The organism is Paucibacter sp. B2R-40 (genome assembly GCF_025717555.1).
Taxonomy (GTDB): domain Bacteria; phylum Pseudomonadota; class Gammaproteobacteria; order Burkholderiales; family Burkholderiaceae_C; genus Paucibacter_A.
Genome location: NZ_JAJIRP010000019.1, coordinates 1 through 17,110, shown reverse-complemented (window position 1 = coordinate 17,110; position 17,110 = coordinate 1). Strand labels below are relative to the sequence as shown.

Here is a 17,110-nt window from a genome sequence, read left to right as displayed (position 1 = left end):
CGTGCGGCTTGGTACGTTCAAATTTGCTTTTTGCCATTTGTATTCTCCGAAAAGAGCATTTTGCCAATCTACTGGTTTAGCGTTTCCACAGCACCTTGAACCCCCAGCGATTGGCAACTGGGGCGGCGACTGCGAAGACGAATCAAAATTCAAAAAGGAGGCCAAGCCGACTGGCTGACCTCCTCGCTGTTTCTTACTTACCGCGTGCGGTGATGATTGCCTCGGCCACGTTCTTAGGAGCTTCGCTGTAATGCTTGAACTCCATCGTGTACGTGGCGCGACCTTGGGTCGCAGAACGCAGCGTGGTCGAATAGCCGAACATTTCCGACAACGGAACTTCAGCCTTGATGACCTTGCCGCCACCGACCATGTCGTCCATGCCTTGAACCATACCGCGACGGCTGGACAGGTCGCCCATCACGTTACCGGCGTAGTCTTCAGGCGTTTCGACTTCCACAGCCATCATAGGCTCCAGAATCACCGGCGAAGCGCGGCGGCAGCCTTCCTTGAAGCCCAAGGAAGCAGCCATCTTGAACGCGTTTTCGTTCGAGTCAACTTCGTGGTAGGAACCGAAGGTCAATGTAACCTTCACGTCCACAACCGGGAAGCCGGCCAACACGCCGTTAGGCAGCGACTCAAGCACACCCTTCTCAACCGCAGGGATGAATTCACGTGGAACCACACCGCCCTTGATCGCGTCGACGAACTCGAAGCCCTTGCCAGGCTCTTGTGGCTCAACCGTCAGCACCACGTGACCGTATTGACCCTTACCGCCCGACTGACGAACGAACTTGCCGTCGACATCGGAAACCGACTTGCGAATGGTTTCGCGGTAGGCCACTTGTGGCTTGCCGACGTTGGCTTCAACGCCGAACTCGCGCTTCATGCGGTCGACAATAATTTCCAGGTGCAACTCGCCCATGCCGGAAATGATGGTCTGACCCGATTCTTCATCTGTACGCAGGCGGAACGATGGATCTTCCTTGGCCAAGCGGCCCAAGGCGATACCCATCTTTTCCTGGTCAGCCTTGGTCTTTGGCTCAACCGCCTGCGAGATCACTGGCTCAGGGAACACCATCTTTTCCAAGGTGATGATCGACTCTGGATCGCACAGTGTTTCGCCGGTGGTCACGTCCTTCAAGCCCACGCATGCTGCGATGTCGCCGGCCAGAATTTCCGAGATTTCCTCGCGCTGGTTGGCGTGCATCTGCAAGATACGACCGATACGCTCTTTTTTGCTGCGGATCGGGTTGTAGACCGAGTCACCCGACTTCAAGACGCCCGAATAGACGCGCACGAAGGTCAGCTGACCCACATACGGGTCGGTCATCAACTTGAAAGCCAGAGCCGAGAACTTGGCCGAGTCAGACGCTTCGCGAGTCACTGGTTTGTCGTCTTCGTCCGTGCCCGGCACTGGAGGAACGTCCAGCGGCGAAGGCATGAAGTCGATGACGCCGTCCAGCATGCGCTGCACGCCCTTGTTCTTGAACGCGGTACCGCAGAACATCGGCTGGATTTCGGCAGCCAAGGTACGCGTACGGATGCCCTGCATGACTTCAGCATCGCTGAGTTCACCGGTTTCCAGGTACTTGTTCATCATGTCTTCGTTCGACTCGGCGGCGGCCTCAACCAGGTTGTCGCGCCACTTTTGCGCTTCCGCCAGCAGTTCGGCCGGGATTTCGCGGTAGTCGAACTTCATGCCTTGGGACGCTTCGTCCCAATAGATGGCCTTCATCACGGTCAAGTCGATGACGCCTTGGAAGTTGTCTTCGGCGCCAATCGGCAGCACCACGGGCACTGGATTGGCCTTCAGACGTGCCTTCATCTGGTCATAGACCTTGTAGAAGTTGGCACCCGTGCGATCCATCTTGTTGACGAAAGCAAGGCGTGGAACCTTGTACTTGTTAGCCTGACGCCACACCGTCTCGGACTGTGGCTGCACGCCACCGACGGCGCAATAGACCATGCAAGCGCCGTCCAACACACGCATCGAACGCTCAACTTCAATCGTGAAGTCAACGTGTCCGGGGGTGTCAATGATGTTGATGCGGTGCTCGGCGCGGCTTGCGTCCATGCCCTTCCAGAAGCAAGTCGTGGCAGCCGACGTAATCGTGATGCCGCGCTCTTGCTCTTGTTCCATCCAGTCCATGGTGGCAGCGCCATCATGGACTTCACCGATCTTGTGGTTCACACCGGTGTAGTAAAGGATCCGCTCTGTCGTCGTTGTCTTACCGGCGTCAATGTGCGCCGAGATACCGATATTGCGGTAGCGCTCGATAGGGGTCTTGCGTGCCATGATGTCACTCCAAAAAGGCAGGAGCCGCCAGCGGGTTAGTATTAACCCGAGGCGGCCGGAACTTGGTAGTTTAGAAGCGGAAGTGCGAGAACGCCTTGTTGGCTTCTGCCATGCGGTGAACTTCGTCACGCTTTTTCATGGCGCCGCCGCGGCCTTCAGCGGCCTCGAGCAACTCGTTAGCCAAACGCTGGAACATCGACTTCTCACCGCGCTTGCGGGCCGATTCCTTCAACCAACGCATGGCCAAAGCCATCCGGCGAACGGGGCGAACTTCCACGGGAACTTGGTAGTTTGCACCGCCGACACGGCGTGACTTCACTTCAACCATTGGCTTGACGTTGTTCAGGGCGACCATGAACACTTCCAGCGGATCTTTGCCGGCCTTCTTTTCGATTTGCTCCAAAGCGCCATAAATGATGCGCTCTGCAACGGCCTTCTTGCCCGATTCCATGATCACGTTCATGAATTTGGACAGGTCAACATTACCGAATTTTGGATCAGGCAGGATTTCCCGCTTGGGTACTTCGCGACGACGTGGCATGGGATTCTTCCTCTTGCTTCAGTTGGTACGGGCATATGCCCTGCACCGTTGGATGGCCACCGACTTCTGGGGCATCCACTTACTCGATCTATTGCCACTCTTGAGAGCGACATGAGTCGAAAAATATCGAGCGCCAGCAAAATGCCGGGCCGACAGGGCTTGTCTTACTTGTTCTTCGGACGCTTCGCGCCGTACTTGGAACGCGACTGCTTGCGGTCTTTCACGCCCTGCAAGTCGAGTGATCCACGCACGATGTGGTAACGCACACCTGGCAAGTCCTTGACCCGGCCGCCGCGCACCAGCACAACGCTGTGCTCTTGCAAGTTGTGGCCTTCACCGCCGATGTACGAGATAACCTCGAAACCGTTGGTCAGACGCACCTTGGCGACTTTACGCAAAGCCGAGTTAGGCTTCTTAGGAGTCGTGGTGTACACACGAGTGCACACGCCACGACGCTGGGGGCAACCCTGCATCGCTGGCGACTTAGATTTCGTGACCTCGGTCTCTCGACCGTGGCGCACGAGTTGATTGATTGTTGGCATAAGTAACTTGTTCCCGTTTGAAGTCACACGCTTCGGCTTAAAGGCACTCAGGATGAGCGCAAGCCCTGTGTAGCCCCTTGCAAAACCGGCAAACCCAAAGGAATTTGCCAGGTTTTCTGAGTGCGCCGCGCCATGCGGATCACTTGAGGATGCTTCGGCCGCGCGAAATGCGCAGCAAGGCCCGCCGAAGAGCCTGTGATTGTAGTCCAGAACAGTCCTAAGATACAAGTGGCGCATTTGGCGCAGATGGAATGCATGCCGCTACCTCGCACTAATGCCCACAGTTGACCTGCTGGCCTCGGCCAGCAATCCATGGATTCAAGCCACAACACGCCCACGATGACCCCAGTTGCCCCAGACGCCACGAACGCAGCTCCACCCAAGGTTGTCATTGACACCCAAGTCATCATGGATTGGATGGTCTTCAAAAATCAAAGCGTTGCGCCTTTGATTCTTGCCGTGCAATCCCAGACCCTGATATGGATTGGTCTGGCCGCCATGAAAGCGGAGTTGCTGCATGTTCTCGGACGAGGTATTGCCGCGCGTTATGACCCCGATCTTGTCTTCATTGAACAAGAGTTCGCGCGCTGGTGCCGCCTGATAGACAGGGAACCTTTACCGGCAATTCGGCTGGTCTGCAGGGACAAGGACGATCAGATGTTCATCGACTTGGCCTTGGCCGAGCAGGCGAGTTTTTTGATTTCTCGTGACCGGGCCGTTTTGGCGTTGGCCAAACGAGCGCGGCGTGTTGGGCTTGCCATCATGACGCCAGAGGCATGGCTAAAGCAGCAAGCCAGCAATGCCCTAGCAGCATGAAAAAGGCCGCCCAGTGGGCGGCCTTTTGAGTTGCAAGCGGTACCGTTCAGTGCTTATTCAGCGCTACCTTCGATGCCGGCATCAACATGCGCCATCTGAGCCGAAGCCAATTCTTCGGCCTCCTGCTGAGCAATCGCGCGACGCTCGGTGTCGTCCATCTTTTCCTTGGCGATACGAGCACGGTGGAATGCCATGCCTGTACCCGCCGGGATCAAACGGCCAACGATGACGTTTTCCTTCAAGCCGCGCAGCTCGTCGCGCTTGCCCATGATGGCAGCCTCGGTCAGCACGCGGGTGGTTTCCTGGAAGGACGCCGCCGAGATGAAGGAGTCGGTCGACAGGGAAGCCTTGGTAATACCCATCAGCACGTCAACGTGGGTGGCAATCATCTTGCCTTCCTTGCGCAGACGGTCGTTGGTATCCAGCAGCTCCGAGCGCTCAACTTGCTCGTTGATGATGTACTTCGAATCGCCAGAGTTGGTGATTTGCACGCGACGCAGCATCTGGCGAACGATCACCTCGATGTGCTTGTCGTTGATCTTCACGCCCTGCAAGCGATACACGTCCTGCACTTCGTCGACGATGTAGCGAGCCAGTTCTTCGATACCCAACAAACGCAGGATGTCTTGTGGGTCGGCAGAACCGTCCACAATCAATTCGCCGCGGTTGACCACCTGGCCTTCGTGCACCAGGATGTTCTTTTCCTTGGGCACCAGCTCTTCGTGCTTCTTGCCATCCGGATCGGTAATTTCCAGGCGATTCTTGCCCTTGGTTTCCTTACCGAAGGAGACCGTACCGGTCATCTCGGCCAGCAGACCCACGTCCTTTGGTGAACGGGCTTCGAACAGCTCGGCAACCCGCGGCAAGCCGCCGGTAATGTCGCGCGTCTTCTGACCTTCCATTGGGATACGAGCCAGCACTTCGCCCGGAGCCAATTCTTGACCGTCGCGAACCTGAATCAGCGCACCGACCGGGAAGCCAATCGTCACCGAGTGATCGGTGCCAGGGATCTTGACTTCGTTGCCATTGGCGTCAAGCAGCTTGACCTGTGGACGAACCACCTTGGTCGCACCACGGCGCTTGGCATCGATCACCACCAGCGTGGACAAACCGGTCACTTCGTCGACCTGCTTGGCCACCGTGACGCCCTCTTCCACATTCTCGAACTTCGCCTGACCGGCGAACTCGGTAATGATCGGACGGGTCAGTGGGTCCCAATTGGCAAGAATGGTACCGGCCTTGACGGCTTGATCGGCACGGATGCTCAACACGGCGCCGTAAGGCACCTTGTGACGCTCGCGCTCACGGCCATGTGGATCAGCAATGATGATTTCGCCGGAACGGGAAATCACCACCAAGTCGCCCTTGCCATTGGTCACGTAACGCATCGTCGCATTGAAGCCGATCAGGCCTTCGGACTTGGCATCAACGCTGGAAGCAACCGCTGCACGTGAAGCCGCACCACCGATGTGGAAGGTACGCATGGTCAGCTGGGTTCCCGGCTCACCAATCGACTGCGCCGCGATCACACCGACGGCTTCGCCGATATTGACCATGCCGCCACGACCCAGGTCGCGGCCATAGCAATGGGCGCACAGACCGAAGCGGGTCGCGCAGGTCAGCGGTGTGCGGACCTTGATCTCATCCACGCCATGCGTTTCCAGCATGTCCAAGGTGTCTTCGTCCAGCATGCTGAGCGCAGGCAAGACAACCGCCTGCGTCTCGGGATGCAGCACGTCGATCGCTGTGACACGGCCGAGCACGCGGTCACGCAAGGACTCGATCACTTCACCGCCCTCAACCAGAGCGCGCATCGCCATACCGTTTTCGGTACCGCAATCGTCCTCGATCACCACCAAGTCTTGCGTCACGTCCACCAGACGGCGTGTCAGGTAGCCCGAGTTCGCCGTCTTCAAAGCCGTATCCGCCAGACCCTTACGAGCACCGTGGGTGGAAATGAAGTACTGCAGAACGTTCAGACCTTCGCGGAAGTTCGCAGTAATTGGCGTCTCGATGATGGAGCCGTCAGGCTTGGCCATCAGACCCCGCATACCGGAGAGCTGGCGAATCTGCGCAGCAGAACCCCGAGCGCCCGAGTCAGCCATCATGTAGATGGAGTTGAAGGACTCCTGATCCACTTGATTGCCGTGACGGTCGGTCGTCTTCTGCTTGGACAGCTGGCTCATCATGACCTTGCCGACTTCGTCGCCGGTCTTGCCCCAGATGTCCACCACCTTGTTGTAACGCTCGCCGGAAGTCACCAAACCGGAGATGTACTGCTGCTCGATCTCCTTGACTTCCTTCTCGGCGCGCTCGATCAGCATCGGCTTCTCGGGCGGCACCAACATGTCGTCAACAGCGATCGAAATACCTGCACGCGTGGCCAGCTTGAAACCGGCTTGCAGCAGCTTGTCTGCCAAGACGACCGTTTCCTTCAGACCGCACTTGCGGAATGACATATTGATCAGCTTGGAGATTTCTTTCTTCTTCAAGGCCTTGTCGATATTGGAGAACGGCAAGCCCTTGGGCAAGATTTCGCTCAGCAAAGCGCGGCCAACGGTCGTGCTCACCAGCTTAGTCTCGGGGATCCACTCGATCTCCTGGCCTTCGACCACGGCGCCCTTGGTGTACTGCACCATGCGCACATTGATACGGGCAGTGATTTCCACGGCGCCGTTTTCCAGAGCGCGGATCAACTCGGAAATGTCCGAGAAGACCATGCCCTCGCCCTTGCCGTTGATGCGTTCGCGGGTGGCGTAATACAGACCCAGCACCACGTCTTGCGAAGGCACGATCGACGGCTCGCCCGAAGCCGGGAACAGCACGTTATTGGAGGCCAGCATCAGCGTGCGGGCTTCCATCTGCGCTTCGATCGACAGCGGCACGTGAACAGCCATCTGGTCACCGTCGAAGTCGGCGTTGAAGGCGGCGCAAACCAGCGGATGCAACTGGATCGCCTTGCCTTCGATCAACACCGGCTCAAAGGCCTGAATGCCCAAACGGTGCAGCGTAGGCGCACGATTCAGCAGCACCGGGTGCTCCTTGATGACCTCTTCTAGGATGTCCCAAACGACTGGCGAGCCGGATTCGACTTCCTTCTTGGCGGCCTTGATCGTCGTCGCGATGCCCATGGCTTCGAGACGCGAGAAGATGAAGGGCTTGAACAGCTCAAGCGCCATCAACTTGGGCAAACCGCACTGGTGCAGCTTCAGCGTTGGGCCCACCACAATGACCGAACGGCCAGAGTAGTCGACGCGCTTACCCAGCAAGTTCTGACGGAAACGACCGCCCTTGCCCTTGATCATGTCGGCCAGCGACTTCAACGCACGCTTGTTGGCGCCCGTCATGGCCTTGCCGCGACGACCGTTGTCCAGCAGCGAGTCAACCGCTTCCTGCAACATGCGCTTTTCGTTGCGCACGATGATCTCTGGGGCCTTCAACTCCAGCAAACGCGCCAGGCGGTTGTTGCGGTTGATGACGCGGCGATACAGGTCGTTCAAGTCGGAGGTCGCGAAGCGGCCGCCGTCCAATGGCACCAACGGACGCAGGTCCGGCGGCAACACGGGCAGCACTTCCAGCACCATCCAGTTTGGCTTGATGCCCGAGCGCTTGAAGGCTTCCATCACCTTGAGGCGCTTGGAATTCTTCTTGACCTTCAGCTCGGAGCCGGTCATGTCGTTGCGCAGGCGGTCGATCTCGACGTCGAGATCCATATCTTCCAGCAAGCGCTTGACGCCTTCGGCACCCATCAGGGCAACGAATTCATCACCGAACTCAACAACCTTGGCGTCGTAGTCATCCTCGGTCATGATCGTGAATTTCTTCAACGGAGTCATGCCCGGGTCAACGACCACATACGCTTCAAAGTACAACACGCGTTCGATGTCGCGCAGCGTCATGTCCAGCACCAGGCCCAAGCGCGAAGGCAGGGACTTCAGGAACCAGATGTGGGCGCAAGGTGCGGCCAGGTCGATATGACCCATGCGGTCACGGCGAACCTTGGTTTGGGTAACTTCAACGCCGCACTTCTCGCAGATCACGCCGCGATGCTTCAGACGCTTGTACTTACCGCACAGGCATTCGTAGTCCTTGATAGGCCCGAAGATCTTGGCGCAGAACAAGCCGTCGCGCTCGGGCTTGAAGGTGCGGTAGTTGATGGTTTCAGGCTTCTTCACCTCACCAAATGACCACGAACGAATCTTCTCGGGCGATGCAAGCCCGATCTTGATGGCGTCGAAGTGTTCATCCGGGGTGAACTGCTTGAACAGGTCCAGTAAGCCTTTCATGGCTTTCTCCTAATTTGTGTTTGGAAGCGAATCTAGAAACGAATGGAGGGCAGAGTCACCGCAATTGCGGCGCCCTGCCACGCACAGCGCTTAGTTACGCTCCAACTCAATATCAATACCGAGCGACCGGATTTCCTTGACCAACACATTGAAGGACTCCGGCATGCCGGCTTCGATCGTGTGCTCGCCCTTGACGATGCTCTCGTAGACCTTGGTTCGGCCGTTCACGTCATCGGACTTGACCGTCAGCATTTCCTGCAAGATGTAGGAGGCGCCATAAGCTTCCAGTGCCCACACTTCCATCTCACCGAAACGCTGGCCACCGAACTGAGCCTTACCACCCAGCGGCTGCTGAGTGACCAAGCTGTACGGGCCGGTCGAACGGGCATGCATCTTGTCGTCCACCAAATGGTGCAACTTCAGCACATGCATATAGCCCACGGTCGTCGGACGCTCGAAAGCCTCGCCGGTACGGCCATCAGACAAGAATGCCTGTGTGCGCGTGGCGGTCAGGCCCTTCTTGGCGGCGATGTCATCCGGGTAAGCCAGCTTCAGCATGGCGCGGATTTCTTCTTCCTTGGCCCCGTCAAACACTGGCGTCGCGAACGGCACGCCGTTGGTCAGGTTGTGCGCCATCTCAACGATTTCGGTGTCGTTCAGATCGTCCAGGTGCTCCTTCTTGCCGGACTGGTTGTACAACTCGTCGAAGAACTTGCGCAGCTCGGCCACGCGGGCCTCTTGCTGCAACATGTCGCCGATACGCTGACCAATGCCCTTGCCGGCCCAGCCCAAGTGCACTTCCAAGACCTGACCCACGTTCATCCGCGAAGGCACGCCCAGCGGGTTCAACACGATGTCCACGGTGGTGCCGTCGGCCATATAAGGCATGTCTTCGATCGGAGCGATCTTGGACACAACGCCCTTGTTACCGTGACGACCGGCCATCTTGTCTCCTGGCTGCAAGCGACGCTTGACGGCCAGATAGACCTTGACCATCTTCAGAACGCCAGCCGGCAGCTCATCACCTTGCGTCAACTTCTTGCGCTTTTCTTCAAAGCCCAGGTCGAAGCTGTGACGGGTCTGCTCGAGCGAGTTCTTGATCGACTCCAACTGGTTGGCGACTTCGTCCTCGGCAGGACGGATATCGAACCAGTGGAATTTCTCGACGCTCTGCAGATAGGCCTTGTCGATGACGGTGCCCTTGGCGATCTTCTGCGGGCCGCCGTTGGCCACGCGGCCGGTCAGCAGCTTCTCGATACGGTCGAACGAGTCGGCCTCCACGATACGCAGTTGGTCGTTCAGGTCCAGGCGGAAGCGCTTCAACTCATCGTCAATGATCTGCTGAGCACGCTTGTCGCGCTGGATGCCTTCACGGGTGAAGACTTGCACGTCGATGACGGTGCCCGAGGTGCCTTGATCGACACGAAGGGACGTGTCTTTCACGTCGGAGGCCTTCTCGCCGAAGATGGCGCGCAGCAGCTTCTCTTCAGGCGTCAGCGTGGTCTCGCCCTTGGGCGTGACCTTGCCGACCAGCACATCGCCGGCGTTGACTTCAGCGCCCACGTAGACGATGCCGGACTCATCCAAACGGCCGAGCTGTTGCTCGGACAGATTCGGAATGTCACGGGTGATTTCTTCGCTGCCCAGCTTGGTGTCACGTGCATTGACCACCAACTCTTCGATGTGAATCGAGGTGTAGCGGTCTTCAGCGATCACACGCTCCGAGATCAGGATCGAATCCTCGAAGTTGTAGCCGTTCCATGGCATGAAGGCGACCAGCATGTTCTGGCCCAGCGCCAACTCACCGATGTCGGTGGAAGCACCGTCAGCAATGATGTCCTCAGACGCCACCTTGTCACCACGGCGCACGATCGGGCGCTGATGGATATTGGTGTTCTGGTTGGAGCGCTGATACTTGATCAGGTTGTAGATGTCGACACCGACTTCACCGGCAACGGTTTCGTCGTCATTGACACGAATCACGATACGGTTGGTATCGACATAGTCGACGATACCGCCGCGGCGTGCCGCCACAACCGTGCCCGAGTCCTTGGCCGCAACCCGCTCAACACCGGTACCGACCATGGCCTTTTCAGGCCGCAAGATAGGCACGGCCTGACGCTGCATATTTGCACCCATCAAGGCGCGGTTCGCATCATCATGCTCAAGGAATGGCACCAGCGAGGCCGCAACCGACACGATCTGCGTAGGCGCAACGTCCATGTACTGGATACGCTCTGGGCTGGTCAACACCGACTCGCCGTTTTCACGTGCCGACACCAACTCGTCCGTCAAGGAGCCTTCGCTGCTCAAGGTCGCGTTCGCCTGGGCGATCACGTACTTGCCTTCTTCGATGGCCGACAGATAGTCGATCTGGGTCGTCACCTTGCCGTCGACAACGCGACGATAAGGCGTTTCCAGGAAACCATACTCGTTCAACTGTGCGTACAGAGCCAAAGAGTTGATCAGACCAATGTTCGGGCCTTCAGGCGTTTCGATGGGGCAAACACGACCGTAGTGAGTCGGGTGCACGTCGCGGACTTCAAAGCCAGCGCGCTCACGCGTCAAACCACCAGGGCCCAGAGCGGAGACGCGACGCTTGTGCGTGATTTCCGACAATGGGTTGGTCTGGTCCATGAACTGCGACAGCTGCGACGCACCGAAGAACTCTTTCAACGCGGCCGAAATCGGCTTGGAGTTGATCAAGTCATGCGGCATCAAGGCTTCGGTCTCGGCTTGGCCCAGACGTTCCTTGACGGCCTTCTCGATCCGAGCCAGACCCGAACGGTACTGGTTCTCGGCCAATTCGCCGACGCAACGCACGCGACGATTGCCCAAGTGGTCGATGTCATCGACTTCGCCACGGCCATTGCGCAGCTCGACCAGGATCTTGACGACGTCCAGGACGTCCTCGTTCGACAAGGTCATCGCGCCTTCCGGCGTATCGCGGCCGGCACGGGCGTTGAACTTCATCCGGCCCACGCGCGACAGATCGTAGGTGTCCGGGTTGTAGAACAAGCGGTTGAAAAGTGCTTCGACCGCGTCTTCCGTTGGCGGCTCGCCTGGGCGCATCATGCGATAGATCGCAACGCGCGCAGCCAACTGGTCAGCGGTTTCGTCCGCAGCCAGGGTCTGGCTGATGTAGGCGCCTTCGTCCAACTCGTTCGTGAACAAGCACTGCACGTCCTTGATGCCGGCCTGACGCAGCTTCTTCAGCAAAGCGTCGGTCAGTTCATCATTGGCCTTGGCGATGATTTCGCCGGTGTCGGCATCGACCATATTCTTGGCCAACACACGACCGACCAAGAAGTCTTCAGGCACGGTGACATGCTGCGTGCCGGACTGCTCCAGCTGGCGCGTGTGACGCGCGGTGATGCGCTTGTCTTTTTCGACAATGACGGCACCGGACTTGTCGGTGATGTCAAAGCGGGCAACTTCACCCTTCAGACGGTCGGCCACAAATTCCATTTGGGCGCCGGCGTCCATCAGACGGAAGTTATCGAAGACGAAGAAATGCGCCAGGATTTGCTCGGGATTCAGGCCGATGGCCTTGAGCAGAATCGTGACAGGCATCTTGCGGCGACGGTCAACGCGGAAGAACAAGATGTCCTTGGCGTCGAATTCGAAGTCCAACCACGAACCGCGGTAAGGAATGATTCGAGCCGAGAACAACAGCTTGCCGCTGGAGTGCGTCTTGCCCTTGTCGTGCTCGAAGAACACGCCAGGCGAGCGATGCAGCTGAGAGACGATGACACGCTCGGTGCCATTGACGATGAAGGAGCCGTAATCGGTCATGAGCGGAACTTCGCCCATATAGACCTCTTGCTCCTTGATCTCCTTGACGGTCTTCGCCTGGGGCGATTCACGGTCATAGATGATCATCTGCAGACGCGCGCGCACGGCGGCCGCATACGTCAAACCACGCTGCTGGCACTCGCGAGTGTCAAACGGCGGTTTGGCGATGTTGAATTCGAGGAATTTCATCTCCACGAAACCATTGTGCGAAACAATGGGGAACGCGGACAGGAAAGCTGCCTGCAGGCCCTCGGGCTTGCGTTTGGCAGGGGGGACGTCCTTTTGCAGGAAAGCTACATAAGCCTCTTTCTGCATGGTGAGCAAATAAGGAACGTTGAGAACGCTCTCACGCTTGCCGAAGCTCTTGCGAATTCGCTTGCGCTCGGTAAAGCTATAGGGGGTTGCTTGCGCCATAAACACTCCGTGTCGAGAGCCCACCCCTGGCCGTGGGACGGGCTTCGTCGGCGACTGGCTTCTCGAACTCCATCCCGAACGGACGGCTCGACGCTTGGTGATTGGCCACTACCAACCGCTGGCGGACAACTTCGGCATTGCACCAAAGCCCGACCAAACCGGTTCTCTGCAGTCGGATCAGAGAACACTTGAAAGAACCGCGCATCATACCTCGCGCGACGCTTTCAACTAATCTCTACCCGGAATAACCCTCAAACGCTAAAAGGGGAGGCCGTGAGGCCACCCCTTTTAAGCCTTGCGAAGCGTCTGTCTATCGATCCGCCCCCAGCCCTCGTCAGGTGGAGCGAAACTTTCAAAACACGCCAATTGCAGGCCTGTCAGCAAAACTGAAGCGGCTCGGAAGCCACCCCAGCTCGCGACAATTACTTGACTTCGACCTTAGCGCCGGCTTCTTCAAGCTTCTTCTTGGCGGCTTCAGCGTCAGCCTTGGACACGCCTTCCTTGACAGCCTTAGGAGCGCCGTCGACCAGGTCTTTAGCTTCCTTCAGGCCCAGGCCGGTGATTTCGCGAACAGCCTTAATCACGGAAACCTTCTGTGCGCCGCAATCGGTCAGGATCACGTTGAACTCGGTCTGCTCTTCAGCAACAGCAGCAGCGGCACCGCCACCAACAGCTGGGCCGGCCATAGCGGCAGCGGACACGCCAAACTTTTCTTCAATGGCCTTGACCAGGTCATTGAGTTCCAGAACGGTCATTGCGTCCAGGGCGGAGATGAATGCGTCTTTATCGAATGCCATTTTTAGGCTCCTAGATAGATTGTTTGATGAGCGAGGTGAGGTTGTGGGTGTCACGCACCCGCCTCGCCCTCAACACATCAGTAGTGGTTGCTTTATCAGCAGATCGTTCAGGCGGCAGGTGCAGCTTCTGCTGCAACTTCCGTGGCTTCGGCAGCAGGAGCTGCACCGGCACCACGTTGCTCCGACACCGCAGCCAGTACGCGTGCGAAACGCGATACAGGCGACTGCATCAGACCCAACAGTTGGGCCAGCAAAACTTCCTTGCTTGGGACTGAAGCCAATGCCTTGACGGCGTTGACATCCAGAGCCTTGCCACCGTAGGCGCCGCCTTTGATGACCAGTTTGTCGTTGGTTTTAGCGAAGTCGGAAATGACTTTCGCAGCAGCGACAGCGTCTTCAGAAAAGCCATAGATCAGCGGACCGACCATGCTCTCCGCGATGCACTCGAACGGGGTACCGGCAACGGCACGACGCGCCAGTGTGTTCTTCAGCACGTGAAGATACACACCCTTGGCACGCGCTTCGACGCGCAGCTTGTTCAAGGCTTCTACGGTGAGGCCACGGTATTCGGCCAACGCCAAGGTCTGCGACTTAGCCGCTTGGGCTGCCACATCCGTAACGACGGCTGCTTTCTCGTTGCGATTGAGACTCAAGGTCTACTCCTCACAAATACGTGCCCTTTGCCTTGCGGCTCCAGACACACCCGGGTTCAGCGACCTTCTGTCCAGAAACCCACCGGGCGACTCTTGACGAATCGACCGACAAATCCTTTACAGCGGGACCGCCATCTGCGCTGGCTTCAAACAAGGCCGCAAGCTTTGACACCCACGACACCGTTATCCATTAAGCAACTACCCGAAGGCTTGTCGCACCAGCGGTCTTGGATGACGCGAATCAGATTTGCACCAAATTCGCCCCACCAATTCTTTAGCACAGCGCCAGACTCGCGCTGCGCAAATCTTCTTCTGCCTTAGGCGGAAGCCTGAGCGTTGATGCTGGCCACATCCACACGGGCGCCAACGCCCATGGTGGAGGACACAGCAACCTTGCGCAGGTAGACACCCTTGCTGGTCGCTGGCTTGGACTTGTTCAAAGCCTCGATCAGCGCGCGCAAGTTGCCTTCCAGCTTGTCGGTGTCGAACGAGCGACGACCCAAAGTGCCGTGAATGATGCCGCCCTTGTCAACGCGGAACTGGACTTGACCAGCCTTGGCATTGCGAACAGCCGTGGCGACGTCAGGCGTCACGGTGCCGACCTTGGGGTTAGGCATCAGGCCGCGTGGGCCCAGCACTTGACCCAAGGTACCGACGATACGCATGGTGTCAGGCGAGGCGATGACCACATCGAAAGGCATGTCACCAGCCTTGATGCGCTCGGCCAAGTCTTCCATGCCGACGATGTCAGCACCGGCAGCGCGGGCTTCGTCAGCCTTGGCGCCTTGGGCAAACACAGCGACGCGCTTGGTCTTGCCGATGCCGTGAGGCATCACGACCGCGCCGCGAACGACTTGGTCAGACTTCTTCGAGTCCACGCCCAGTTGCACAGCAACGTCGATGGACTCATCGAACTTGGCAACAGCCAGGCTCTTCACCAGGTTCAGCGCTTCGCTCAGCGAGTACAGCTTGGTCGTCTCGACCTTGCCCAGATTGGCCTTTTGGCGTTTTGTAAGCTTGGCCATATCAGACTCCTTCCACCAGCACGCCCATCGAGCGAGCCGAACCAGCAATCGTACGAACTGCTGCGTCCAAATCGGCTGCAGTCAGGTCCTTGGTCTTGATCTTGGCGATCTCTTCCAACTGGGCACGGGTCAGCTTGCCGACCTTTTCCAGGTGCGGCTTGGCCGAACCCTTGTCCAGCTTGGCCAACTTCTTGATCAGTGCAGTCGCTGGAGGCGACTTGATCACGAAGGTGAAGCTCTTGTCTGCGAAGGCGGTAATCACCACCGGCAGCTTCATGCCTGGCTCATGACCCTGCGTCTGGGCGTTGAACGCCTTGCAGAATTCCATGATGTTCAGGCCACGCTGACCCAGCGCGGGACCGACCGGCGGCGATGGATTCGCCTTGCCTGCCGCTACTTGCAGCTTGATAAAGCCGACAATTTTCTTAGCCATATATTCTCCTAAAAGAGTCACGGCGGCTGAGCCGCAACCCCTGAGTGCTAGCGCAAGGGGCTAGCAGCTTGACGCCGCATACCCTTGCTCCTCTTGTTCACATCTCGTTGTGAACTGACTACGGACAGATGCCAACCGGTTTCCCAGCCAACGAGCCCTGTCAAGCTCTTGATTCCTGCTGACCTTTTGACATCGAGGCCTCTGGGCCTCTCGTCGAAAGGTTTAACAAACTGCGTTTGTCAAACCTTCTCAACCTGCGCGAAGTCCAACTCGACCGGCGTCGCGCGGCCGAAGATGGTGACGGACACGCTGACCTTGGACTTGTCGTAGTTGACACCCTCGATGGCACCATTGAAGTCCGTGAACGGGCCTTCCTTGACGCGCACGATCTCGCCAACCATCCATTCGACCTTTGGCCGCGGCTTCTCGATTCCTTCTTGCATCTGGTTGACGATCTTCAGCACTTCGGCTTCGGAGATCGGGGCCGGGCGATTTTTCGCGCCACCCACAAAACCAGTCACCTTGGAAGTGTGCTTGACCAAATGCCAAGTGTCATCTTCCATCACCATTTCAACCAGCACATAGCCTGGGAAAAAGCGCCGCTCGGTGACAGCCTTCTTGCCATTCTTCAACTCAACGACTTCTTCGGTCGGCACCAAGATGCGACCGAACTTGTCTTGCATTTCGGCCCGGTCGATGCGTTCACGCAAATTGCGTTCGACCGCCTTCTCCATGCCCGAATAGGCATGCACCACATACCAGCGCTTGGGGAGTCCGGTCGGCACGACGGCCTCGGCCGCGGCATTGCCTTGTTCTTCAGTCATTGCAATCCTTCAACGCTTACTTAACGCTTCCAACCCAAGACCAGGTCGTACAACACCCACTCCAGCGTCTTGTCGGTCAACCAGAGGAACAAAGCCATGATCACCACGAAAGCAAAGACATAGCCGGTCATTTGGCGCGCTTCTTTGTGCGTAGGCCAAACCACCTTGCGCACCTCGCGCGCCGAGTCGCGCCCATAAGCGATCAGCGACTTACCCGATTCGGAAGTAAAAAACGCACCGACCGAAGCCGCCAGCAACACCAGCAGCGCCGCCCATTGCGCGATCGGGCCCTGCTTTGCCAACGCATAGTAGGCGACCAAAGCGGCCGCCAGCAACAGGACAGCACCGGCCAGCTTCGCCTTATCAGCGCTGGTCGTTACCGTTTCGACTTGAGAATTGGACATTGATTCACTTCCATGCCACGCAAAGCTAGCGGACATTCGATATTTCAAACACTTGTTCGGTGATACCCACCAGCAGCAAAGCCCGCCGGGAAGAACTCCCGCGGGCCGATTGCCTAGAACCAATAAACCAACAACCGTGATCAGCGGAAGTTGGCAGGGGCGGAGGGTTTCGAACCTTCAACCTTCGGTTTTGGAGACCGACGCTCTGCCAATTGAGCTACGCCCCTATGGCGCTGATAGTTTAAGCGATGATCGTAGCAACCACGCCCGAACCAACGGTACGG

Annotated in this window: 12 protein-coding genes and 1 tRNA gene; 1 reads left to right on the top strand and 12 read right to left on the bottom strand. The window is 57.8% G+C overall.

What is annotated here, in order from left to right; translation table 11 throughout:
• Positions 1-193 precede the first annotated feature (193 nt).
• From fusA to rpsL, 3 genes are all read right to left on the bottom strand, one after another.
• Positions 194-2,296 (bottom strand): elongation factor G, encoded by a 2,103-nt coding sequence (fusA, locus tag LNV09_RS24420; protein WP_263559669.1) that lies wholly within the window; start codon positions 2,294-2,296, stop codon positions 194-196.
• Positions 2,297-2,366: 70 nt separating this feature from the next.
• Positions 2,367-2,837: a 30S ribosomal protein S7 gene (gene rpsG, locus LNV09_RS24415; protein ID WP_263535996.1), complete on the bottom strand. Its 471-nt coding sequence runs from the start codon at positions 2,835-2,837 to the stop codon at positions 2,367-2,369.
• A gap of 164 nt (positions 2,838-3,001) precedes the next feature.
• Entirely contained in the window at positions 3,002-3,379 is a 378-nt protein-coding gene (rpsL, locus tag LNV09_RS24410; protein ID WP_058721899.1) for a 30S ribosomal protein S12, read from the bottom strand.
• A 339-nt stretch (positions 3,380-3,718) separates the two neighbouring features.
• Here rpsL and LNV09_RS24405 point away from each other — a divergent pair, with 339 nt between their 5' ends.
• Positions 3,719-4,195 carry a PIN domain-containing protein gene (locus LNV09_RS24405; protein WP_263559668.1) on the top strand — a complete coding sequence of 159 codons (477 nt, stop codon included), beginning with the start codon at positions 3,719-3,721 and terminating at the stop codon, positions 4,193-4,195.
• Positions 4,196-4,248: 53 nt separating this feature from the next.
• Here LNV09_RS24405 and rpoC read toward each other — a convergent pair whose 3' ends face one another.
• The 9 genes from rpoC to LNV09_RS24360 all read right to left on the bottom strand — a co-directional run bounded on the left by rpoC (position 4,249) and on the right by LNV09_RS24360 (position 17,053).
• On the bottom strand, positions 4,249-8,481 hold the full coding sequence (gene rpoC, locus LNV09_RS24400; protein WP_263559667.1) for a DNA-directed RNA polymerase subunit beta': 4,233 nt from the start codon (positions 8,479-8,481) through the stop codon (positions 4,249-4,251).
• A 90-nt stretch (positions 8,482-8,571) separates the two neighbouring features.
• Positions 8,572-12,690, bottom strand: coding sequence for a DNA-directed RNA polymerase subunit beta (gene rpoB / locus LNV09_RS24395; protein ID WP_263559666.1), 4,119 nt, complete (start codon positions 12,688-12,690; stop codon positions 8,572-8,574).
• A gap of 422 nt (positions 12,691-13,112) precedes the next feature.
• Positions 13,113-13,487 carry a 50S ribosomal protein L7/L12 gene (rplL, locus tag LNV09_RS24390; RefSeq protein WP_263559665.1) on the bottom strand — a complete coding sequence of 125 codons (375 nt, stop codon included), beginning with the start codon at positions 13,485-13,487 and terminating at the stop codon, positions 13,113-13,115.
• Positions 13,488-13,594: 107 nt separating this feature from the next.
• Entirely contained in the window at positions 13,595-14,140 is a 546-nt protein-coding gene (rplJ, locus tag LNV09_RS24385) for a 50S ribosomal protein L10 (protein WP_263559664.1), read from the bottom strand.
• Between the two features lie 317 nt (positions 14,141-14,457).
• Positions 14,458-15,165, bottom strand: a complete 708-nt coding sequence (rplA, locus tag LNV09_RS24380) for a 50S ribosomal protein L1 (protein ID WP_263559663.1) — start codon at positions 15,163-15,165, stop codon at positions 14,458-14,460.
• 1 nt (position 15,166) lies between these two features.
• Positions 15,167-15,598, bottom strand: a complete 432-nt coding sequence (gene rplK, locus LNV09_RS24375) for a 50S ribosomal protein L11 (protein ID WP_263536003.1) — start codon at positions 15,596-15,598, stop codon at positions 15,167-15,169.
• Between the two features lie 239 nt (positions 15,599-15,837).
• Positions 15,838-16,422, bottom strand: a complete 585-nt coding sequence (nusG, locus tag LNV09_RS24370; RefSeq protein WP_263559662.1) for a transcription termination/antitermination protein NusG — start codon at positions 16,420-16,422, stop codon at positions 15,838-15,840.
• 20 nt (positions 16,423-16,442) lie between these two features.
• Positions 16,443-16,826 (bottom strand): preprotein translocase subunit SecE, encoded by a 384-nt coding sequence (gene secE, locus LNV09_RS24365; protein WP_263536005.1) that lies wholly within the window; start codon positions 16,824-16,826, stop codon positions 16,443-16,445.
• A 151-nt stretch (positions 16,827-16,977) separates the two neighbouring features.
• A tRNA-Trp gene (locus LNV09_RS24360) sits at positions 16,978-17,053 on the bottom strand.
• Positions 17,054-17,110: the final 57 nt, after the last annotated feature.